Annotated in this window: 16 protein-coding genes and 2 pseudogenes; 14 read left to right on the top strand and 4 right to left on the bottom strand. The window is 50.1% G+C overall.

The annotated features are described in order from the left end of the window. Positions 1 to 180 precede the first annotated feature (180 nt). From HMPREF2726_RS02380 to HMPREF2726_RS02360, 5 genes are all read left to right on the top strand, one after another. Complete coding sequence (locus tag HMPREF2726_RS02380; RefSeq protein WP_070541005.1) at positions 181 to 552, top strand: DUF1304 domain-containing protein; 372 nt, start codon at positions 181 to 183, stop codon at positions 550 to 552. Then, positions 549 to 1,187: a 7-carboxy-7-deazaguanine synthase QueE gene (locus HMPREF2726_RS02375; protein ID WP_070602062.1), complete on the top strand. Its 639-nt coding sequence runs from the start codon at positions 549 to 551 to the stop codon at positions 1,185 to 1,187. The genes HMPREF2726_RS02380 and HMPREF2726_RS02375 overlap by 4 nt, the downstream gene beginning before the upstream one ends. Positions 1,188 to 1,349: 162 nt before the next feature. Then, positions 1,350 to 2,789, top strand: coding sequence for a hypothetical protein (locus HMPREF2726_RS02370; protein ID WP_009312243.1), 1,440 nt, complete (start codon positions 1,350 to 1,352; stop codon positions 2,787 to 2,789). Positions 2,790 to 3,051: 262 nt separating this feature from the next. After that, the gene (locus HMPREF2726_RS02365; RefSeq protein WP_003757316.1) at positions 3,052 to 3,582 is read left to right on the top strand and encodes a CbrC family protein; all 531 of its coding nucleotides are present in this window, start codon (positions 3,052 to 3,054) and stop codon (positions 3,580 to 3,582) included. 399 nt (positions 3,583 to 3,981) lie between these two features. After that, positions 3,982 to 6,156 (top strand): TonB-dependent siderophore receptor, encoded by a 2,175-nt coding sequence (locus HMPREF2726_RS02360; protein WP_009312242.1) that lies wholly within the window; start codon positions 3,982 to 3,984, stop codon positions 6,154 to 6,156. A gap of 119 nt (positions 6,157 to 6,275) precedes the next feature. Here HMPREF2726_RS02360 and HMPREF2726_RS02355 read toward each other — a convergent pair whose 3' ends face one another. Next, positions 6,276 to 6,800 (bottom strand): hypothetical protein, encoded by a 525-nt coding sequence (locus HMPREF2726_RS02355; RefSeq protein ID WP_070602061.1) that lies wholly within the window; start codon positions 6,798 to 6,800, stop codon positions 6,276 to 6,278. A 418-nt stretch (positions 6,801 to 7,218) separates the two neighbouring features. Between HMPREF2726_RS02355 and pepN the strand changes: the two genes are divergently transcribed. The 7 genes and pseudogenes from pepN to HMPREF2726_RS02320 all read left to right on the top strand — a co-directional run bounded on the left by pepN (position 7,219) and on the right by HMPREF2726_RS02320 (position 16,402). Further along, positions 7,219 to 9,822 (top strand): aminopeptidase N, encoded by a 2,604-nt coding sequence (gene pepN / locus HMPREF2726_RS02350; protein ID WP_070602060.1) that lies wholly within the window; start codon positions 7,219 to 7,221, stop codon positions 9,820 to 9,822. 149 nt (positions 9,823 to 9,971) lie between these two features. Continuing rightward, on the top strand, positions 9,972 to 10,400 hold the full coding sequence (locus HMPREF2726_RS02345) for a hypothetical protein (RefSeq protein ID WP_003764307.1): 429 nt from the start codon (positions 9,972 to 9,974) through the stop codon (positions 10,398 to 10,400). Positions 10,401 to 10,478: 78 nt separating this feature from the next. Beyond that, positions 10,479 to 10,586: pseudogene (locus HMPREF2726_RS14290) on the top strand (IS5/IS1182 family transposase); the annotation flags it as partial. 114 nt (positions 10,587 to 10,700) lie between these two features. Beyond that, entirely contained in the window at positions 10,701 to 11,804 is a 1,104-nt protein-coding gene (gene mnmA, locus HMPREF2726_RS02340; RefSeq protein WP_009312239.1) for a tRNA 2-thiouridine(34) synthase MnmA, read from the top strand. A gap of 104 nt (positions 11,805 to 11,908) precedes the next feature. Continuing rightward, entirely contained in the window at positions 11,909 to 13,582 is a 1,674-nt protein-coding gene (locus HMPREF2726_RS02335) for an AMP-binding protein (protein WP_070602059.1), read from the top strand. Positions 13,583 to 13,650: 68 nt separating this feature from the next. Further along, positions 13,651 to 14,631 (top strand): PhoH family protein, encoded by a 981-nt coding sequence (locus HMPREF2726_RS02330; RefSeq protein ID WP_009312237.1) that lies wholly within the window; start codon positions 13,651 to 13,653, stop codon positions 14,629 to 14,631. A gap of 505 nt (positions 14,632 to 15,136) precedes the next feature. After that, the gene (locus HMPREF2726_RS02320; protein ID WP_009312236.1) at positions 15,137 to 16,402 is read left to right on the top strand and encodes a Glu/Leu/Phe/Val family dehydrogenase; all 1,266 of its coding nucleotides are present in this window, start codon (positions 15,137 to 15,139) and stop codon (positions 16,400 to 16,402) included. A 139-nt stretch (positions 16,403 to 16,541) separates the two neighbouring features. On the opposite strand, the gene HMPREF2726_RS02315 is transcribed toward HMPREF2726_RS02320, so the two are convergent. Further along, on the bottom strand, positions 16,542 to 17,114 hold the full coding sequence (locus tag HMPREF2726_RS02315) for a hypothetical protein (protein ID WP_009312235.1): 573 nt from the start codon (positions 17,112 to 17,114) through the stop codon (positions 16,542 to 16,544). 252 nt (positions 17,115 to 17,366) lie between these two features. Next, positions 17,367 to 19,751 (bottom strand): phosphoenolpyruvate synthase, encoded by a 2,385-nt coding sequence (gene ppsA, locus HMPREF2726_RS02310; protein ID WP_003757353.1) that lies wholly within the window; start codon positions 19,749 to 19,751, stop codon positions 17,367 to 17,369. 418 nt (positions 19,752 to 20,169) lie between these two features. On the opposite strand from ppsA, the gene HMPREF2726_RS02305 reads away from it, so the two are divergent. Beyond that, positions 20,170 to 20,991, top strand: a complete 822-nt coding sequence (locus tag HMPREF2726_RS02305) for a posphoenolpyruvate synthetase regulatory kinase/phosphorylase PpsR (RefSeq protein ID WP_003757356.1) — start codon at positions 20,170 to 20,172, stop codon at positions 20,989 to 20,991. Between the two features lie 144 nt (positions 20,992 to 21,135). On the opposite strand, the pseudogene HMPREF2726_RS14285 reads toward HMPREF2726_RS02305, so the two are convergent. Beyond that, a pseudogene (locus HMPREF2726_RS14285) lies at positions 21,136 to 21,246 on the bottom strand (IS5/IS1182 family transposase); the annotation flags it as partial. A 102-nt stretch (positions 21,247 to 21,348) separates the two neighbouring features. On the opposite strand from HMPREF2726_RS14285, the gene pnp reads away from it, so the two are divergent. Continuing rightward, the gene (gene pnp / locus HMPREF2726_RS02300) at positions 21,349 to 23,469 is read left to right on the top strand and encodes a polyribonucleotide nucleotidyltransferase (protein WP_003757358.1); all 2,121 of its coding nucleotides are present in this window, start codon (positions 21,349 to 21,351) and stop codon (positions 23,467 to 23,469) included. Positions 23,470 to 23,543 lie beyond the last annotated feature (74 nt).

Below are 23,543 nucleotides of genomic sequence, written 5' to 3'. Positions count from 1 at the left end.
TTGGAATTACTGCAATTTTTAAATATTTCTGAAAAACCAAAGTCTGGATTCCCGCCTGCGCGGGAATGACGGTGTGGGGCGTCCTTATTTGCTTACCGTAAAATGGTTTTTTCTTCTGTACGGATTCCCCGTTTTTTCAGACGGCCTTTCATACCAACACACCCATTAAAAGGAACACCCATGAAACTCCTCTCCACCCTCTTAGTCCTCCTCGTCGCCGCCGAACATTTCTACATCGCCTGGCTTGAAATGACGCAGATTCCCAGCGAAAAAGCGGCGGAAATTTTCAAGCTGCCTTATGAATTTATGGAACAAAAGCGCGTGCAGACCCTGTTCAGCAACCAAGGGCTGTATAACGGCTTTCTCGGCATCGGGCTGGTTTGGTCGCGGTTTGCCGCGCCGGACAATGCCGTTTACGGGGCAACGATTCTGTTTCTCGGCTTCGTATTGATTGCCGCCGCATGGGGCGCGTTCTCTTCCGGCAATAAAGGCATACTCGTCAAGCAAGGCCTGCCCGCGATGCTGGCGGCGGCAGCGGTGTTGGCGGTATGAAAAAAATCAGTGTCGCCCCCGAAAATCCGCAATACCGCATCGTTGAAATCTTCGAGAGCCTGCAAGGCGAGGGCTGGAACACGGGCATGCCTGCCGTTTTCGTCCGCTTGGGCAAATGCAATCTGGCGTGCGGCTGGTGTGATACCGATTATTTGAAATTCGGCATGATGAGCCTGTCCGACATCTTAGGCCGTCTGAAAACCTACACCGCGCGCAATATCATCATCACCGGCGGCGAGCCGACCATACAGCCGCATCTCGATACGCTGCTGGACGCGCTCAAGGCGGAAGGCTATTTCCTCTGTATCGAAACCAACGGACTCAAGCCCGCACCGCCGCAAATCGACTATGTCGCCACCAGCCCCAAAGCCTGCTACGCCGCCAAATATGAAAATGGCTGTATCTCCGAAGCCGACGAAGTACGCATCGTGGCGGACGGCGATGTCGTTGCGTTCTGCCAAAACATGGAACGCAAAATCCGCGCGCGTCGTTACTACCTTTCGCCCTGCGAACAAAACGGCGTGATGAACATCTACGACACCATCCGCCAAATCGGTCTCTTAAACAGCCGCCCCGATGCGCCCGTGCATTGGCAGTTGAGCGTGCAGACGCACAAATGGGCGGGGATAGAGTAGGTTTCAGACGACATATTGATGTAAGGTTGGGGAGTTAAAAGGTCGTCTGAAAAGATAAAAGGGCCGGGTATGGATATCTGGCCCTTTTGATATGGCAAATGCAAAAAATAAAGCCGATACACAGTATAATCGCCTTATTTTGCCTGACTCTATAAAAACATCATGAAACGTTTCTGGAAATACTTGCTTTGGACGCTGGTCATCCTGCTGCTTGTCATAGCGGTCGTCCTCTACATCGTTCCCTATTATCTGAAACAGCGCGAAATCCAAGCCGCGCAGGAGGATTTGGCGCTGCTCTCCATTCAGTCCACCCCGTCACCGTCTTTGAAAAACGGCATAGATGCCTTGTGGCTGCTGGAATTCAGCACGAAAAATGATGCCGACCGTGCCGATTTGATGAAGCGTTTCGGAAGCGACCTCCAAAGCAATAACAACCAAGATATCCTTAAGCAGAATCAGGAATTGCAAGGCAGGCGGCTTATTGTCCCTGAGTACGATGATAAATCATTGGACTGTGGTACAACGGCGCAAGAGTGCTTGGCTGAAGTGCGTGCCGACTTGCCGAAATCGAAAGCTGGGGTGGAAAAATACGCCGAACTGTTAGCCAATGTAGACAGGCTTGCCGACTACGATATTTTTGTTTCAAGAGATTGGCCTAATGATGATTATGGTATTGCTAATAAACCGCTTCCAAAACTGCAATTCGTGACATACGGTAGAAAACCTGCCGCACTTGATTGGGCGGAAGGGCGGGAAGCCGAGGCATGGAAGCGCGTTTGCCGCAACATCAAGACAGGGCGCAGTATGCTGAATAATGATCCTGAGTTGATTTACGCCATGATAGGGAATGCCGTTATCCGAAGGAATACCGACCTTGCCGCGCAAATGCTGTACGAAAAACCCGAGTGGGCGAACCGTCTGCCTGCCGAATGTGATGGGATGTTTGATGTTCTGACAGCAGAGGAACAAAATATTTGTTTGGCAGTTCAAGAAGAGTTTCGGTTAAGTGCCAATTCACTACGGCGATGGGAATTTGAACAGCAAAGATTATGGTTCTTACAGAAGTGGTACATGAATGTGAATGGATTTTATGAGTTGCTGACATTAATGAACGGAGAAATACAGTATACCGACATAATGTTTTCTCTTCTATTGCGTCCTAATGTGGATGCAGAACATACATTAGCCCACATCTCGCCTTACTTCGCCGCCTACTGCAAACCGGAAAAAATGGCTATTTTGAAAAATGACACTAAGGCGAAATGGATGCCTCCGGAAGATATGAACCAAACATTCGCTAAAAAATGGGCGTGTATGGGCAATAGTGTTGGCTGTATCACTTACGCTATTACTCTTCCTGCCTACGACTCCAACGTCCATCGCCTGCAAGATACCGCCATGCAGCAACGCGCATTCCAAGCCGCTTTAGAGTTATACCGACTGCCTGCCGGTAAACGCCGTGCTGCTTTAGAAAGCGTTTTGGCAAAACATTCCAGCCCTTCCCGTAGATTGCGCTGGAATGAAGAACAGAAGGCTTTGGATTTTGAAATCTATCAGCAAAATGCCTCACCGCTGCTACTTAAATTGAATTTGGAAAATTGATACAACGGTTTTATTTTTCGCATAAATCAGCCAAAGGTCGTCTGAAACTTTTCAGACGACCTTTTTTGCGGCTGTCGGATTTTTTAAAATTGATTGGGTAATCAGAAAATGCCATACTAAATCGTCTGTTATCTGAAACAGTGTAAAATCCAAATTATGCAGAGAGTTGCACATTTTGTTTACAGTATCGTATTTGCCAATAAAGCTTGGGGCAAAAGCTTCAAGTAAGGCTGTTTTAACCTAAAATTAAAGATTTGAAATCATGAGCCACGTTAAATTTCCTTATCATCCGAATATTTATCAACTGGAATTTGGTCCAATTGAGCGCAATCAAGACGGTCTTGTTTGTCAGGTTTGCGGCTGTGTTCCTGATCTTTATTTGGATAGTATGTATGCGACAGAGGAGATTGATTGTCTTTGTTTGGAGTGTGTAGCCAGTGGAGCTGCGGCAGATAAGTTTGATGGTGATTATATTCAAGATGCAGAATCTGAAATGGTCAGCGATCCGGATCGGGTTAAAAACTTTTTCCGTACCACGCCGGGTTATAGCAGCTGGCAGGGGGAATATTGGTTAGCTTGTTGTGATGATTTCTGTAATTTCATTGATCATGTGGGAATGGATGAACTGAACCAGATGCCGGAAAAAGAAGCTATCTTGGCAGATTATGAACTTTCGGATGGATTTGACCGTGATATTTTGGAGGAATGTCTCAGTCGAGATGGCGACATGGCAGGTTATCTTTTTCAATGTCGTCATTGTGGCAAGTATAGACTCCATGTGGATGAAAGTTAGGATTGGATGATAGAAAACTGTCGATTTTGAAACCTATCAGCAAAATGCCTCACCGCTGCCACTTAAGTTGAATTTGGAAAATTGATACAACAGATTTATCTTTCACATAAATCAGCCAAAGGTCGTCTGAAACTTTTCAGACGACTTTTTTGCGGCTGTCAGATTTGTTTGATTGAGAATGAAAGATGGTCATGCAGATGAAAATGATGTATCGGGGACTGTGTAAATTATTTGATTCATGCCCGTCAGTTTCCTATACTCCGACCGTTTTATTTCATCCCATTACAGAAATTTGATAAAAATTCTTATTTAATGCATAAAAAGCCGTTTGCTGCCGAATGGTGCAAGGAGGTTTGGAACTCCGCTGCCGTTCGGACGGCTAAATAATTAGGAGACACCATGCCATTATCTAAATTTCGTCCTGCGCGTTTGCCGGTTGCTGTTGCTGCGGCACTTTTGTCTGCTTACTCCTTAGGTGCAGGGGATGGGGTTGAGCAGGTTGATTTGCCTACTGTCCAAGTACGGGGCATCGGCAAACAGACAACCTCAAACTACACCATTCCGACTTCTTCCGCCGCCACAGGCATCCGCCTGACCCAGCGCGAAACGCCGCAGTCTTTGTCCGTCGTTACCGAAAAACAAATGGACGACCAAGGTTTGGATACCTTGCAGGACGTGTTGAAACAAACACCGGGCGTGTTCCACAGCAAAATGGGCAACAATGTCTCCGGCCACAGCGAGTTTATTTCGCGCAGTCAGGCGATTGACAGCATTTCCGTAGACGGCGCGCCCAAATTCCTTTACGACGGTAAAGCTATACGTCGCGGCACCAATAATCTGGACAGCGCATTGTACGAACAAGTCGTCGTCGTGCGCGGCGCAAGCGGTTTGTCCAACGGCGGTATGGGCGAACCGGGCGGTACGGTTGCTTTGGAACGCAAAAAACCGACTGCCAAACCTGCCGTCAGCGTGGAAGCCGGTGTGGGGTCTTGGAAACACTACCGCTTCGTCCTTGATGCCAATCATCCTCTGAATGCCGATAATACCTTGCGCGGCCGCGCCATTTTGGTCAGCGACCACGGCGGCGATTACTTGCCGAACACTTCGCGCCACAATCACACTTTCTACGGCATTCTGTCCTACGACCTCACGCCGCAAACCCACTGGCGCCTCGGTACGGAAATACACCGTTTCCGCAATACCGGCAGTTCGCCTTTCAGCTATCTGACCGTAGCGGGAAACCCTAGAAACAATCAACCTTTCAAACCGTTTGCAGCCTCACCGCGCAGTAATTCCTCGGCAAAATGGGCTTACGGTAAAGAAAACAGTGCGGAAATCTTCACCTCTATCAATCATGAGTTTGAAAACGGTTGGGCTCTGAACGGCAACTACAGCCATACTTATGGGAAAAGTGATGCAGTTTCCGGCATGGCTGGTCCTTTTACCATTTATCCGGACTATTCCGCTGTATTTGTTGCCGAGCGCGACCAAGCCAAGTACACCGACCAAGATTTTTCTCTGAATTTGGACGGCGATTACCCGCTTTGGGGACGCAAACATGAATTCAATGCCGGCATCAGCTATCAGTACAATAAGGAAACTCCTTCATATTACGAAGAAAATGAAGATGGGATTGTCCCTGATTTGCGCCGTTTTGACGGAAATTTCACAAAACCGGCCATACCCTACATTCGCGACGGCTTTGCCCATATGAAAAACCTCTCTGTTTACGGTTCGACCCGTTTCAAACTGACCGACAGGCTGGCATTGATAGGCGGCGGACGGTTTGTCGATTGGCAATACCGCTACAGTTCCGATCGCAACCATTTTGCCGACAGCAGGCATAAAAACAAGGTATTTATCCCCTATTTGGGCGCAAGTTATGATTTAAACGACAATCTGACAGCCTACACCTCCTATACCACCATATTCCGCCCGCAACCGCGCTATTTGGATCGAAACGGCAAACCGCTCGAACCGCAACGCGGCAAAACATATGAACTCGGCTTAAAAGCCTCGTGGTTTGAAGACCGTTTGAACGCTTCTGCGGCTGCATTTATCAATAAACGCGACCATTTGGGGAAAGAAATTCGCGATGATGAACATCAACGTATTTACTATGAATCTGTTAACAACACAACGACCAAAGGTGTGGAATTGTCCGTCGGCGGACGCTTGAGCGACAAATGGCTGATCAATGCTTCTTATGCGTACTCCAAACTCAAAAACGATGCGGGCAATTTGGTCAACCCTTCTTATCCTATCCACCTTTTCAAACTCTTTACTGCGTATGACGTTACCGACCGCCTAAACTTGGGTGCAAACGTCAACTGGCAAAGCGGTACAAACGCAGTATCTGATGAATACCAGCCCCTCACCGCTGCCGGTAAAGAAGCCTTGACCCAACGCCCATACGCCACGCTAGACTTGACCGCGCATTACAAAATCGGCAAATCCACCCGCATCGGTTTGGATTTTGAAAACGTGTTCAACAAACGCTACCGCCCCATGCCCGACATCCACGTTTACGGCACGCCGCGCAGCCTGACCGCTACGTTGAAACACACGTTCTAAAGCAGGCAGAAGAAAAGGTCGTCTGAAAATCTCGATTTGAGGTTTTTAGACGACCTTTTGGTTTGTATGGCGTGTATCGGGGAGGAAGCGGGTAGATGATTTTCTCTAAAACGGCAATGCTATTGGGACGGGGCGCATTCTTGCAGCAGCAGGTTGTCCGTCATGTTGTCAGGTGTTTCTTCCGAGGCTTCATGATGAACCAGAAAACCGCCGTCTTCCTTGTAGAAATCGGTTTCCGTAAAGTTGCCGATTGTCCAAGTGTATTGACCGTCGCTAAAGGCGTTCAAATCTTCGTTGCTCATTTCGGGGCTGAAAGGTGCGACAAATTCGGCACCTTTAAAGCGTACTTGCGCCGCGGCGCCGTCCTCTGTTTTGAAATAGCGGACTGATACGCTGCCGTTGTCTTTGCAGCGGTAGGTTTGCCATTTTGCCTGATCCAAACCGGTCAGATTTTGTGTGGCGGAAGGCGCGGAGGCTGATGCTGCCTCGGAAGCGGCGGCTTGTGCCGGGGCTTGGGAGGCTGCGGCTGCCGACGCATTTGAAGCTCCGGATGCGCTGGCTTCTGCCGCTTCGTTGCCGGCGCTGCAGGCGCATAGCAATGCAGTCAATGTGGAACACAAAAGGAGAAAAGGTTTGGAAGACATATTTATCACACCTCAAAGATAATCAAAACCTGACGGATTGGAACGGGAATGCCGGTAAAGGTTCATCCGCTCCTTGTCGGATCGGGCGGTTGGCTGCCCGAAATCCTAAAGCAATTTCGGTCATTCCGCTATTGCCGATATGGCAACGGATTATACCCGTGCGGGGGCGAAGGGGGCATTCTAACAGCGTAAACGAAAGACGGGGTCGCACCTGACTTTGTGGCATGAAATATTGGATAAAAGGTATTTTTGTGGGATGATGGGTGCGAAGTTTGTTATTTTGTTAAGATTGCATTTTCAGACGACCCAATAGGGGATGACAGCCGTCAGGACAAGGCGCAGCGAAGCCGTCCGATGAAAGTTGTCCACTCTATCTCTTTTCATTTCTTTAATTGATTCCTAACCCGAAAGCAAAACTATGAGCAAAACCGTCCGTTATCTGAAAGATTACCAAACGCCTGCCTACCGCATTCTCGAAACCGACCTGCATTTTGACATTGCCGAACCGCAAACCATTGTGAAGTCGCGTTTGACGGTCGAGCCGCAGAGGGTGGGGGAACCGCTGGTGTTGGACGGTTCGGCGAAACTCTTGTCCGTCAAAATCAACGGGACGGCGGCAGATTATGTGTTGAAAGGCGAGACGCTGACGATTGCAGACGTACCGTCCGAACGCTTCACCGTCGAAGTGGAAACCGAAATCCTGCCGGCGGAAAACAAATCGCTGATGGGACTGTATGCTTCCGGCGACAATCTGTTTACCCAGTGCGAGCCGGAGGGCTTTCGCAAAATCACGTTCTACATCGACCGTCCGGATGTAATGTCCAAGTTCACGACCACCATTGTCGCGGACAAAAAACGCTATCCCGTTTTGCTTTCCAACGGCAACAAAATCGACGGCGGCGAGTTTTCAGACGGCCGCCATTGGGTGAAATGGGAAGACCCGTTTGCCAAACCGAGCTATCTGTTTGCTTTGGTTGCGGGCGATTTGGCGGTCACGGAAGACCGTTTCACCACCATGAGCGGCAGGAACGTCAAAATCGAGTTTTACACCACCGAAGCGGACAAGCCCAAGGTCGGCTTTGCCGTGGAGTCCTTGAAAAACGCGATGAAGTGGGACGAAACGCGCTTCGGTTTGGAATACGACTTGGATATTTTCATGGTCGTCGCCGTGGGCGATTTCAATATGGGCGCGATGGAAAACAAGGGTTTGAACATCTTTAACACCAAGTTCGTCCTTGCCGACAGCCGCACCGCCACCGATACCGATTTCGAAGGCATCGAATCCGTGGTCGGACACGAATATTTCCACAACTGGACGGGCAACCGCGTGACCTGCCGCGACTGGTTCCAGCTTTCGCTGAAAGAAGGGCTGACCGTGTTCCGCGACCAAGAATTTTCCGGCGACCGCGCCAGCCGCGCCGTGCGCCGCATCGAAAACATCCGCCTGCTGCGCCAGCACCAGTTCCCCGAAGACGCAGGCCCGACCGCGCATCCTGTGCGTCCCGCCAGCTACGAGGAGATGAACAATTTCTACACCATGACCGTTTATGAAAAAGGCGCGGAAGTGGTGCGGATGTATCACACCCTGCTCGGTGAAGAGGGCTTCCAAAAAGGCATGAAGCTCTATTTCCAACGACACGACGGGCAGGCCGTTACCTGCGACGATTTCCGCGCGGCGATGGCGGACGCGAACGGCATCAATCTCGACCAGTTCGCCTTGTGGTACAGCCAGGCGGGCACGCCCGTTTTGGAAGCGGAAGGTCGTCTGAAAAACAATGTTTTCGAGTTGACCATTAAACAAACCGTGCCGCCCACGCCCGATATGGCGGACAAACAGCCGATGATGATTCCGGTCAAAATCGGGCTGTTGAACCGCAACGGCGAAGCGGTGGCATTCGACTATCAGGGCAAACGCGCAACCGAAGCCGTGTTGCTGCTGACCGAAGCCGAACAGACCTTCCCGCTCGAAGGCGTAACCGAAGCCGTCGTTCCCTCGCTGCTGCGCGGGTTCAGCGCGCCGGTGCATCTGAACTATCCGTACAGCGACGACGACCTGCTGCTCCTGCTTGCCCACGACAGCGACGCCTTCACGCGCTGGGAAGCCGCCCAAACGCTCTACCGCCGCGCCGTCGCCGCCAACCTTGCCGCGCTTTCAGGCAGCGTCGAGTTGCCGAAACATGGAAAACTGCTTGCCGCCGTCGAAAAAGTCATTTCAGACGACCTCTTGGACAACGCCTTCAAAGCCCTGCTTTTGGGCGTGCCGTCTGAAGCCGAGCTGTGGGACGGCACAGAAAACATCGACCCGCTGCGCTACCATCAGGCGCGCGAAGCCTTGTTGGATACGCTTGCCGTCCACTTCCTGCCGAAATGGCACGAATTGAACCGTCAGGCGGCGAAGCAGGAAAACCAAAGCTACGAGTACAGCCCCGAAACCGCCGGCTGGCGCACGCTGCGCAACGTCTGCCGCGCCTTCGTCCTGCGCGCCGACCCCGCGCACATCGAAACCGTTGCCGAAAAATACGGCGAAATGGCGCAAAACATGACCCACGAATGGGGCATCCTGTCCGCCGTCAACGGCAACGAAAGCGATACGCGCAACCGCCTGCTGGCGCAGTTTGCCGACAAGTTTTCAGACGACGCGCTGGTCATGGACAAATATTTTGCCCTCGTCGGTTTAAGCCGCCGCAGCGACACCCTGCAACAGGTTCAAACTGCCTTGCAGCATCCGAAATTCAGTCTCGAAAACCCCAACAAAGCCCGTTCGCTCATCGGCAGCTTCAGCCGCAACGTCCCGCATTTTCACGCAGAAGACGGCAGCGGCTACCGCTTCATCGCCGACAAAGTCATCGAAATCGACCGCTTCAACCCGCAGGTCGCCGCCCGCTTAGTACAGGCGTTCAACCTCTGCAACAAGCTCGAGCCGCACCGCAAAAACTTGGTCAAACAAGAATTGCAGCGCATTCGGGCGCAGGAAGGCTTGTCGAAAGACGTGGGCGAAATCGTCGGCAAGATTTTGGATTGAGGTCGTCTGAAATGGTGATGGAAGTTATTATAATGTGATAAAAAAGGTCGCCTGAAACTGTCATTTCAGACGACCTTTTGTGATAGACACATATTCTGCTTCGTCATAAAATGCCATCTGTTTATTATTGATTGAACGATGAGGCTAAAATGAAGAAATATATTCTTGCAGCGTGTGCATTATGGTTTGCAGGTCAAGCATTAGCCGCTGATTTTTCTGGAAATTGGGGGTATGAGCAAGAACTGGAAGATGGTATCTACGGTAAATATTTTAATATTAAACAATCACCGAAATACATTATTTCCGGAGAGTGGAATGAAGGCCGTTCGAATGGTCCGGGCGGCAGCGGCAAGGTAAAAGGCTATGTCAAACGCGGCAAACTGTATTTGAGCTATTGCAGCGAAGGCGACGATTCTTGGTACACGCATTGTCCGAAATATGAAAAAGACCGCGGATATTTCGTGCGGAGAAACGGACAGCTTGTCGAGTATTATAGTTTGCACGGAAAGCGCAATGCTTACAGAAAGGGCGATGTGTTCACCCGACAAAAAGAAAAAGCAGCCGACGCATCCGAATAAGTAAAAGGTCGTCTGAAAACCAATAATAGCGATTTCAGACGGCTTTTTTCTATTAAATATCATTTAATTTCTTGAATTTATAGTGGATTAAATTTAAATCAGAACAAGGCGACGAAGCCGCAGACAGTACAAATAGTACGGCAAGGCGAGGCAACGCCGTACTGGTTTAAATTTAATCCACTATACAATAAAACATCATTCAAGCCCCATCAGCCTTATGGGGTAGCCTTCCTTATCCCTTCATCAAAATGTGCTAAAATCCGCCTTTAAAAACTGCTGTTTCCTACCCATATCCTCTTTATGGACATTACTCAACAACCTTCAAACATCATCGTCGGACTCTCCGGCGGTGTCGATTCCTCCGTAACCGCCGCCCTGCTCAAGCAGCAGGGTTATCAAGTGCGCGGTGTGTTTATGCAAAACTGGGAGGACGACGACAATGACGAATATTGCAGCATCAAGCAAGACTCTTTCGATGCCATTGCCGTCGCCGACATCATCGGTATCGACATCGATATCGTCAATTTTGCCGCCCAATACAAAGACAACGTATTCGCCTATTTCCTCAAAGAATACAGCGCGGGGCGCACGCCGAATCCGGATGTGTTATGTAACGCAGAAATCAAATTCAAATGCTTTTTGGACTACGCCATAGAGCAGGGCGCGGATACCATTGCCACAGGGCATTATGCGCGCAAAGAAGTCCGCAACGGCACTCATTACCTGCTCAAAGGTTTGGATCAAAACAAAGACCAAAGCTATTTCCTCTACCGCCTCAAGCCTTTCCAACTCGAGCGCGCGATTTTCCCGTTGGGCGGTTTGGAAAAACCTGAAGTCCGCCGCCTTGCCGCCGAATTCAATTTGCCGACTGCCGCCAAAAAAGACAGTACCGGCATCTGCTTCATCGGCGAACGTCCGTTCCGCGAGTTCCTGCAAAAATACCTGCCGACCAACAACGGCAAAATGGTCACGCCCGAAGGCAAAACCGTCGGCGAACACGTCGGGCTGATGTTCTACACGCTCGGACAGCGCAAAGGATTGGGCATCGGCGGCGCAGGCGAGCCGTGGTTTGTCGCCGCGAAGGATTTGACAAAAAACGAACTCATCGTCGTACAAGGTCATGACCATCCGCTGCTCTATACCCGCAGCCTCGTCATGAACGATTTGAGTTTCACGCTGCCCGAACGTCCGAAAGAAGGGCGCTACACCTGCAAAACCCGCTACCGCATGGCGGATGCGCCCTGCGAATTGCGTTATCTCGATGATGAAACGGTCGAGCTGGTGTTCGACGAACCGCAATGGGCGGTAACGCCCGGTCAATCCGCCGTGCTGTACGACGGCGACGTCTGCTTGGGCGGCGGTATTATCATGTCCACCGACAAGCCCGTCATTATTACCGCTTGAATAAAAAAGACAAAAGGTCGTCTGAAAACCATTGCGACGGGTTTGTTCCTCCTTTTCAGACGACCTCAAGACAACCATAAAACCAACGAAATAAGATTATTCATATGGAAAAACTCTGGCTCAACAGCTACGAACAAGGTGTCAATGCCGAAATCGACATCACGCAATACAGCTCCATCAGCGACGTATTCCGTCAAAGCGTTGAAAAATTCGCGCACCAACCCGCGTTTCAAAACATGGGCAAAACGCTCACTTACGCCGAAGTCGGCAAGCTGGCGGAAAATTTCGCTTCCTATCTGCAAAACGTCCTGAAGCTGCCGCGCGGCGAGCGCGTGGCGATTATGCTGCCCAACCTGTTGCAATACCCGATTGCGCTTTTCGGCATCCTTCAGGCGGGTCTGGTAGCGGTGAACACCAATCCGCTCTACACCCCGCGCGAGCTGGAGCATCAGTTGAAAGACAGCGGCGCGACCACAATCATCGTTCTGGAAAATTTTGCCAACACGCTGGAGCTGGTGCTGCCGCGCACGCAAATCAAACACGTCATCGTCGCCTCTGTCGGAGAAATGTTCGGTTTCTTCAAAGGCACGCTGATGAATTTCGTGCTGCGCAAAATCAAAAAAATGGTGCCCGAATACCGCATTTCCGGCGCTATCCCTTTTCAGACGACCCTGAAAGAAGGTGCGGCACATACCTTCAGCCCCGTTACCCTGACCCGCGAAGATACCGCGCTGTTGCAATACACGGGCGGCACGACCGGTGTGGCAAAAGGTGCCGTCCTCAGCCACGGCAACATCTGCGCCAATATGCTGCAGGCGAAAGAATGGATTAAGAACCAACTGCGCGAAGGCAAAGAAACCGTCATCGCCGCGCTGCCGCTTTACCACATCTTCGCCCTGACGGTGAACCTGATGATTTTCACCAACGCCGGTTCCAAAATCATCCTGATTACCAACCCGCGCGACATGAAAGGCTTTATCGGCGAACTCAAAAAAGAGCGTATCAGCGTCTTCATCGGCGTGAACACTTTGTTTAACGGCATGGTCAACCAACCCGATTTCTCCACCGTCGATTTCTCCAACCTGCGCCTGACTTTGGGCGGCGGCATGGCGACTCAAAAAGCCGTCGCCGAAAAATGGAAAAAAATCACCGGCACGCCTATCGTTGAAGCCTACGGCCTGACCGAAGCCAGCCCGGGCGTGTGCTGCAACCCGCTCAATATCGAAGCATACAGCGGCGGCATCGGATTGCCCGTTCCCTCCACCGAAGTCGAACTGCGCGATGCAGACGGTAAAGAAGTCGGCATCGGACATCCGGGCGAACTTTGGGTACGCGGCCCGCAAGTGATGAAAGGCTACTGGAACCGTCCCGAAGAAACCGCCAAAACCATAGATGCGCTCGGCTTTTTGGAAACCGGCGACATCGCCGTGATGGACGAAAAAGGCTGGCTGAAACTGGTTGACCGCAAAAAAGACCTCATCGTCGTTTCCGGTTTCAACGTTTATCCGAACGAAATCGAAGAAGTCGTTTCACACAACGATAAAGTCATGGAAGTCGCCTGTATCGGCGTGCCCAACGAAAAAACAGGCGAAGCACTCAAAGTCTTCGTCGTCAAAAAAGACCCGAGCCTGACCAAAGAAGAACTCATCGAATTCTGCCGTACCGAGCTGACCGCTTATAAAGTGCCGAAAGACATCGAGTTCCGCGACGAACTGCCCAAGTCCAACGTCGGCAAAATCCTGCGCCGCGAGCTTCGCGAACAAGCGCAAAACAAATAACACCGAAAGGTCGTCTGAAAAGCATCCCGCACCTTTCAGACGACCTTTAATCATCATGGAAACAAGATATGACCCATACCGTCCATCTTCAATTTGAAGACATCGACAACACCGTCCTCCAACGCCTCTGCGGCGCGCTCGACGGCAACCTCGAAGCCTTGGGCAAAGCCCTCGATATCCAAATCAGCCGCCGCTTCGAACACTTCACCTTCATGGGCGAACTCGCCCACGCCGGCCGCCGCGCATTGCTCGCGCTCGCCGAAGCCGCCGAACAAGGTGATCTGGACGACAACGCCATCCGCCTCGCCGCCGTCGAAGCCAAAACCGCTGACAACAAACACGAAGAAAAGCATCACGACCAACAATATTATTTCCGCACCAAACGCGGCAGCATAGGCGGACGCACCCCGCGTCAAAACGGCTACATCCGCGCGCTGTTAAACCACGACGTCGTCTTCGGGCTGGGGCCTGCCGGTACGGGTAAAACCTATCTCGCCGTTGCTGCCGCCGTCGATGCCATGGAAAAACACCAAATCGAGCGCATCGTCCTCGTCCGCCCCGCCGTCGAAGCAGGCGAAAAACTCGGCTTCCTGCCCGGCGATTTGGCGCAAAAAGTCGACCCCTACCTGCGTCCGCTCTACGACGCGCTCTACGATCTGATGGGCTTCGACCGCGTGACCAAACTGATGGAAAAAGGCTTGATCGAAATCGCCCCGCTCGCCTACATGCGCGGCCGCACGCTCAATGGCGCGTATGTGATTTTGGACGAAGCGCAAAACACCACGCCCGAACAAATGAAAATGTTCCTGACCCGCATCGGCTTCGGCGCGAAAGCCGTCATCACCGGCGACATCAGCCAAATCGACCTTCCGCGCAACATCAAATCCGGCTTGAAAGACGCCCGTGAAAAACTGCGCGACGTGGACGGGCTGTATTTCCACACCTTCACCAGCGAAGACGTTGTCCGTCATCCGCTGGTTCAGAAAATTGTGGAAGCGTATGAAGCGGCAGAAGAGCAAGCCGAAAGAAGCAGCACCGCCGAACGGTAAACGATGAGGTTCAAAAAGGTCGTCTGAAAACCTGAAATACGGGTTTTCAGACGACCTTTTTCATATTACTATAGTGGATTAACTTTAAATCAGGACAAGGCGAGGCAACGCCGTCCTGGTTTAAAGTTAATCCACTATATTAAAGTCAAAATGGATGAAGCAGCCCATCTTGTTATGCCTTATTTTGTGCTGCCGAAAATTGGATATTGTTAACAATATTATCGAGTCTGATATGCGGTCGTTGCTGTTTTTAAAGCATCAGCCTGATGATATAAAATTTCAGACGATTTTTTTAAAAACAAAGGCTTTAGTTTTAGTAGTCGATTTTGGAGGCGATATCGGGCTACGGGGTATCAGGTTTTAGAGGTCGTCTGAAAATAAATTCATATATAAATTAATCAATTTTGAAAATACTGACTACATGCTATTACATTTCATTTGGAAATTGGTTATAGTTACAACTGTGAAGCCCTTAAATTTCAACCAGACATAAGAAGGAAGAGAAATGTCCCAATCCGCCGCAAAAGAAACCCTTAATCCTTTCGAAATCGCCCGCAAACAGGTCAAAACCGCCTGCGACCGACTCAATGCCGACCCTGCGGTGTATGAAATCCTGAAAAGTCCGCAACGCGTTTTGGAAGTTACCTTCCCCGTCAAACTCGACAACGGCACGGTCAAAACCTTCACCGGCTACCGTTCGCAACACAACAACGCCGTCGGCCCGTACAAAGGCGGCGTGCGCTTCCATCCCAATGTGAATTTGGACGAAGTCAAAGCCCTGTCGATTTGGATGACCATCAAATGCTGCGTTTCGGGCATTCCTTACGGCGGCGGCAAAGGCGGCATTACTTTGGATCCGCGCGATTATTCCGAAGCAGAGTTGGAACGCATTGCACGCGCTTATTCCGAAGCCATTTCCCCGCTCATCGGCGAGAAAATCGATATTCCTGCACCTGACGTGAACACCAACGGCAAAATCATGTCGTGGATGGTTGATGCCTACGAAAATGTCGTTAAAAAATCCGCGCCGGGCGTGTTCACCGGTAAACCGGTCGAATTCGGCGGCTCTTTGGCGCGTACCGAAGCGACAGGTTACGGCGTGAACTTCGCTGCCGTTCAAGCTTTGGAAAAACTCGGCAAAGACGTGAAAGGCGCGACCTACGCCATTCAGGGCTTCGGCAATGTGGGCTATCACACAGGCTATTACGCGCATCAATCCGGCGCGAAAGTCGTCGCCGTTTCCACCGTCGATGTCGCCATCTACAACGAAAACGGCTTGGATATGGAAGCCCTCTTCAAAGAGTTCCAAGAAAAAGGCTTCATTACCAACGAAGCGGGTTACGGCAAAGAAATCAGCAACGCCGAACTCTTGGCATTGGATGTGGACGTACTCGCCCCTTGCGCGCTGGAAAACCAATTGACTTCCGAAAACGCAGGCAAAGTTCGCGCTAAAATCGTGGTCGAAGGCGCAAACGGCCCGACTACGCCCGAAGCCGATGCCATCCTGCGTCAAAACGGCGTGCTGGTCGTGCCCGATATTCTGGCGAACTGCGGCGGCGTGGTCGTTTCCTATTTCGAATGGGTGCAAAACCTGCAAGGCTATTACTGGGAATTTGACGAAGTTCAGGAAAAAGAAACCGTTGTCCTGCGCCGCGCGTTCCGCGATATTTGGAATCTGGCGCAAGAGTATGATGTGGACCTGCGTACCGCTTCTTACATGATGAGTATCCGCCGTGTTGAAAAAGCGATGAAGCTGCGCGGTTGGTACTGATCAAATTTTGAAGCGTTAGTTTGAGAAAAGGTCGTCTGAAAAATTTTCAGACGACCTTTTGGTTATGGCGGATAAGGTTAGATCATGGTGGAAGGAAATCCTAGTGTGATTTGATTTTCCCTCAATTGGCTTGCTATTTCTATTCAGAAATTACATGTCTACCATTATTCACGTAGTCTATAGGTGTGAAATGTATGGGTAACTCTGCATTCCTAATAGAAAAAATGTAATTCTTATAAAATAAACTATTTATGGAATGAATGTCTATTTCTAAAATATCTCTTTTAAATTTTTGAGCAATTTTTGTGCATTCTTTCTCATCAACATTTTTCCCAAGGAAGAAAAATAAAATTGACAATAACAAACAATAGCAACATCTAAATTGATGCAAGGAGGAATTAATAAAAATTGGTTCTTTAATATCTGAAATATAAAATGGAATCAGCCATATTTCTTTGTTTTTATTTATCGCAAAGAAACCATTATTATTTCTTCCGAAAACAATAAATTCATCTTTTTTATCGTTCTCAACGAGAACTTCCTCATCTTTAAATTTTATGAATTCAAATTTGTCTTTGTAATAATTTTCCAATTTTGAATATTCATTATTTGCCATGTCATTTAATAATTCAGAAAATGAAAAAATTTTTCTATTAAACTTTTTCGAGATTCTATATTCTGTTCCTTTTAAATCAATCTCGTTAATAATCATATGAATTTATCCTGTAAACTTTTGCATCGACCTAATAATTTTTAGTGAGTTCTCGAAAGTATAATACTCTAAAAACAGTAAGGTAGATTGGTTTAGAAAGACAACTTTTAAAAGGGTCGTCTGAAAACCATTTTTCAGACGACCCCGTATGGTTTGATGATCGATGCGGTAAGGTATGTTTGATGTAACACCTATTACATAAAATCCCCCGAATGTTTCCAATCGGGGGATTGTTCAATGTTGATAAAAAGTTTATTTATTCAACTCATTAGCCAAATACAGCCAAGTTTCGATGACGGTATCCGGATTCAGTGAAACGCTTTCGATGCCTTCTTGAACCAGCCATTTGGCGAAGTCCGGATGGTCTGACGGACCTTGACCGCAGATACCGACGTATTTGTTTTGCTTGCGGCAGGCAGAGATTGCCAAATGCAGCATCACTTTGACGGCAGGGTTGCGTTCGTCAAACGATTCGGACACCAAGCCGCTGTCGCGGTCGAGGCCGAGGGTCAGTTGGGTCATGTCGTTGGAGCCGATAGAGAAGCCGTCGAAGTATTGCAGGAATTGTTCCGCCAATACCGCATTGCTCGGCAGTTCGCACATCATGATCAGGCGCAGGCCGTTTTTGCCGCGTTCCAAACCGTTTTCTTTCAAGGCTTTGACGACGGCTTCGGCTTCGCCCAAAGTGCGGACGAACGGAATCATGATTTCGACGTTGGTCAGCCCCATTTCGTCACGGACGCGTTTGAGGGCTTTGCATTCGAGGGCGAAGCAGTCTTTGAAGCTTTCGGCGACATAACGCGCTGCGCCGCGGAAGCCCAGCATCGGATTTTCTTCGTGCGGTTCGTAAATGCTGCCGCCGACCAAGTTGGCGTATTCGTTGGATTTGAAGTCGGACATACGGACGATGGTTTTACGCGGATAAACCGATGCGGCCAATGTCGCCACGCCTTCGGCGATTTTATCGACGTAGAAGTCGACAGGGGAGGCGTAGCCGGCGATGCGGCGGGTAATTTCCGCTTTCAATTCATCGTCTTGTTTGTCAAATTCCAACAAGGCTTTCGGGTGGATGCCGATTTGGCGGTTGATGATGAATTCCATCCGCGCCAAGCCGATGCCTTCGCTCGGCAGGTTGGCGAAGCTGAATGCGAGTTCGGGGTTGCCGACGTTCATCATGACTTTAACCGGTGCTTTGGGCATATTGTCCAAGGCAACGTCGGTGATTTGTACGTCCAGCAGGCCGGAATAGATGAAGCCTGTATCGCCTTCGGCACAGGATACGGTGACTTCTTGACCGTTGCTCAGCAATTCGGTCGCATTGCCGCAGCCGACTACGGCAGGAATACCCAGTTCGCGCGCGATGATGGCGGCGTGACAGGTACGGCCGCCGCGGTTGGTGACGATGGCGGAAGCGCGTTTCATTACCGGCTCCCAATCCGGGTCGGTCATGTCGGTAACGAGTACGTCGCCTGCTTCAACGGAATCCATTTCGGAGGCGTCTTTCACCAAGCGGACTTTGCCTTGACCGACTTTTTGACCGATGGCGCGGCCTTCGCACAAGACGTTTTTGTCGCCGTTGATGTCGAAGCGGCGCAGGTTGCGGCTGCTTTCTTCTTGGGATTTCACGGTCTCGGGGCGGGCTTGCAGGATGTAGAGTTTGCCGTCCAAGCCGTCACGGCCCCACTCGATATCCATCGGGCGGCCGTAGTGTTTTTCAATCGTCAGCGCGTAGTGTGCCAACTCGGTGATTTCTTCGTCGGTAATGGAGAAGCGGTTGCGGTCTTCTTCGGGAACATCGACGTTCATCACGGATTTACCGGCTTCTGCTTTGTCGGTAAAGATCATTTTGATTTGTTTCGAACCCATGGTTTTGCGCAGGATGGCAGGTTTGCCCGCTTTCAGCGTGGGTTTGAATACATAGAATTCGTCAGGGTTGACCGCACCTTGTACAACGTTTTCGCCCAGACCGTAAGATGAAGTCACGAAAACGACTTGGTCGAAGCCGGATTCGGTGTCGAGGGTGAACATGACGCCGGACGCGCCGCTGTCGGAACGCACCATGCGTTGCACGCCTGCGGAGAGGGCGACGATGTCGTGTTCGAAGCCTTTATGTACGCGGTAGGAGATGGCACGGTCGTTGTACAAAGAGGCGAATACATGGCGCATGGCTTCTTTGACGTTTTCCAAGCCGTTGATATTCAGGAAGGTTTCCTGTTGACCTGCAAACGATGCGTCGGGCAGGTCTTCGGCGGTCGCAGAAGAACGGACGGCAACGGAAATGTCCGCGCCGCCTGCGTCTGCAACCATTTTGTTCCATGCCGTTTCGATTTCGGCATCCAGTTGTTCGGGGAAGGGCGTATCCAAAATCCATTGGCGGATTTCTTTACCGACGCGCGCCAGTTCGGCGACATCTTCCACATCCAGTTGTGCCAGTGCGGCGGAAATACGCTCGCTCAGTCCGTTGTGCGCCAAAAATGCGCGGTAGGCTTCGGCAGTAGTGGCAAAGCCGCCGGGGACGCGGACGCCTTTTTCAGTCAGCTGACTGATCATTTCACCTAGGGAGGCGTTTTTGCCGCCCACGCTTTCAACATCAGTCATACGCAGGTTTTCAAACCAAATTACGTAGTTGTCAGCCATTTGTGTGTCCAATCCAAGATATGTTAAAAAAGAAACGAATACGCTTTGTTATTTTAAGCGATTCAAACGACCGCTGTCATGCTTTTTCTGTCTCGATTTATTTGCGGGTCGTCTGAAAAATTGCGGGCTTCAGGCGTGTAGTCAAATGAAATCTGATGGGAAAACCAGTATTCTTGTTGTCTATTTCTTTGTAAAACATAAGGTTTGAAATAGATTAATGACTGATTGGTAGAGTTTGGAAAGGTTTTGGATGGGTATAAAATTTTAAGATAATTCGATTATTAAAATAAAAATGCGTTTAAAGGTGGGTTTAATTGCGTTGTAGTTGGGTGTAATTTAAGCGTATTCCCTTTATTTATAAGGTTTCAGCTGCTATGATAACCGTCTGCAACTGTCTTAAATTTCAAAGGATAACCGAATGACCGCCCCGCGCCATGTGTTTTATATTTCCGACCGTACCGGCCTGACTGCTGAAAATATCGGTGAGGCACTGCTGAATCAGTTTGGCAGAATCGAATTCAAACGCCACACCTATCCTTTCATTGATACGCCTGAAAAAGCGCGTACCGTCGTCGAAATAGTCAACCGCAACGCTCAGGAAAACGGTTTGCGCCCGATTGCCTTCGTCAGCGTCGTTAATGACGAAATCCGTGAAATCATCAAAAAAGCGGGCGCTTTCCATATCAATTTTTTCGAAACCTTCCTCGGGCTTTTGGAAAAAGAACTCAACACCGAGGCGGTTGCCGCCGAACAGGGGCACCACAGTATCGGCAATACGCAACGCTACGATGCGCGCATGGAGGCGGTCAATTTCTCGCTCAACCACGACGACGGCGTCAGCGATAAAAACCTGAAAGAAGCCGATGTGATCCTGATGGGCGTATCGCGTTCGGGCAAAACGCCGACCTGTCTTTACCTCGCCTTGCAATACGGTATCCGCGCCGCCAATTACCCGCTGATTCCCGACGATTTGGAATCCACCGACCTGCCGCGCATGGTCAAACCTTACAAAGACAAGCTGTTCGGCCTGACCATTCAACCTGAACGCCTGCAGGCCATCCGTCAAGAGCGCCGTCCGAATTCGACTTATGCCAAAATCGATACCTGCCGCAGTGAGATTGCTGATGCGCAAAATATGTTCAAACGCCACGGCATCCCGTTCACCAATACGACGGATAAATCGGTAGAAGAACTTGCCGTCCATATCCTTCAAGCCTGCAAATTGAAGCGGCGTTTTTGAGGTATAACGCATTGACTATTAATAAAAGGTCGTCTGAAACACGGAAGCGCGTTTCAGACGACCTTTTGCTGTCATGAATGCTTGGATTTACTTACATTTGCTATTATAATGCGCGTTTGGATTGACCGTTTGAGGTCGTCTGAAAATATATAGTGGCTTAACTTTAAACCAGTACGGCGTTGCCTTGCCTTGCTGTACTATCTGTACTGTCTGCGGCTTCGTTGCCTTGTCCTCATTTAAATTTAATTCACTATAGTTTTTACCAACCGCCGCACACCTGAAACCCTAACTATGCACATTCTCACTTTTAGTGTGCATTATTAGTGTTTTAGCGTGCGGCATTCTGAAAGGAACGAAATGTTCGATAAACACGTTAAAACCTTCCAATACGGCAATCACACCGTTACCTTGGAAACCGGCGAAATCGCGCGCCAAGCCGCAGCGGCTGTTAAAGTATCGATGGGCGATACCGTTGTTTTGGTTGCCGTGACCACTAACAAAGAAGTCAAAGAAGGTCAAGACTTCTTCCCTCTGACTGTTGATTACCTTGAACGTACTTACGCCGCAGGTAAAATCCCCGGCGGTTTCTTTAAGCGCGAAGGCAAACAAAGTGAAAAGGAAATCCTGACCAGCCGTCTGATTGACCGTCCTATCCGCCCGCTGTTCCCTGAAGGTTTCTACCACGACATCCAAATCGTTGCGATGGTGGTTTCCGTTGACCCTGAAATCGATTCCGATATTCCTGCCATGCTCGGCGCATCCGCTGCGCTGGTGTTGAGCGGCGTACCGTTTGCCGGTCCGATTGGTGCCGCGCGCGTAGGTTATGTAAACGGCGTGTACGTATTGAACCCGACCAAAGCTGAATTGGCAAAATCCAAGCTGGACTTGGTGGTTGCGGGTACATCCAAAGCCGTTTTGATGGTGGAATCTGAAGCCAAAATCCTGCCGGAAGACGTGATGTTGGGTGCCGTCGTTTACGGTCACGACCAAATGCAGGTGGCGATTAACGCCATCAACGAGTTTGCAGACGAAGTAAACCCTGAAGTATGGGATTGGAAAGCGCCTGAAACCAATGAAGAATTGGTTGCCAAAGTGCGCGAAATCGCAGGCGAAGCAATTAAAGAAGCGTTCAAAATCCGTCAAAAACAAGCGCGTTCCGCTAAATTGGACGAGGCTTGGAACGCAGTAAAAGACGCGCTGATTACCGAAGAAACCGATACTCTGGCTGCCAACGAAATCAAGGGCATTTTCAAACATTTGGAAGCTGACGTTGTCCGCACCCAAATTTTGGAAGGTCAGCCGCGTATCGACGGTCGCGATACCCGAACCGTCCGTCCTTTGAACATCCAAACCGGCGTATTGCCGCGTACACACGGTTCTGCCCTGTTTACCCGTGGCGAAACCCAAGCCCTTGCCGTAGCGACTTTGGGTACTTCGCGCGACGAGCAAATTATTGACGCGCTTTCCGGTGAATACACTGACCGCTTCATGCTGCATTACAACTTCCCACCGTATTCTACCGGTGAAGTGGGTCGCGTCGGCGCGCCGAAACGCCGCGAAATCGGACATGGCCGTTTGGCAAAACGCGCACTGGTTGCCGTATTGCCGTCTCCTGAAGAATTCAGCTACACCATGCGCGTTGTTTCCGAAATTACCGAGTCCAACGGTTCGTCTTCTATGGCTTCTGTCTGCGGCGGCTGCTTGAGCCTGCTGTCTGCCGGTGTGCCTTTGAAAGCACACGTTGCCGGTATCGCGATGGGTCTGATTTTGGACAACAACAAATTCGCCGTATTGACCGACATCTTGGGTGATGAAGACCACTTGGGCGACATGGACTTTAAAGTTGCCGGTACGACCGAAGGCGTAACCGCGCTGCAAATGGACATCAAAATCCAAGGTATTACCAAAGAAATCATGCAGATTGCTTTGGCGCAAGCCAAAGACGCGCGTCTGCACATCTTGGAACAGATGAAAGCCGCCGTGGCAGGTCCGCAAGAGTTGTCCGCTCACGCTCCGCGCCTGTTCACCATGAAAATCAACCAAGACAAAATCCGTGAAGTCATTGGCAAAGGCGGTGAAACCATCCGTGCGATTACTGCTGAAACCGGTACTGAAATCAATATCGCGGAAGACGGCACCATCACTATTGCTGCAACCACTCAAGAAGCCGGCGACGCTGCGAAAAAACGTATCGAAGAAATCACTGCCGAAGTGGAAGTGGGCAAAGTGTACGAAGGTACTGTGGTTAAAATCCTCGACAACAACGTCGGCGCCATCGTCAGCGTGATGCCGGGCAAAGACGGTTTGGTACACATCAGCCAAATCGCCCACGAGCGCGTACGCAACGTCAGCGACTATCTGCAAGTCGGTCAGGTTGTGAATGTGAAAGCATTGGAAGTGGACGACCGCGGCCGCGTGCGTCTGTCTATCAAAGCATTGACCGAAGCTCCTGCGCGCGAAGAAAAAGCGCCTGAATAATCGTTGAGCCGATTTTGATTGATGAAAGGTCGTCTGAAAGATGAACTGGCCCCCAAATCTTGGACACTCATAAA

Source organism: Neisseria sp. HMSC074B07, assembly GCF_001810355.1.
GTDB lineage: Bacteria > Pseudomonadota > Gammaproteobacteria > Burkholderiales > Neisseriaceae > Neisseria.
The sequence above is the reverse complement of the archived record's forward strand: the minus strand, read 5'-3'. Positions and strand labels throughout refer to the sequence as shown.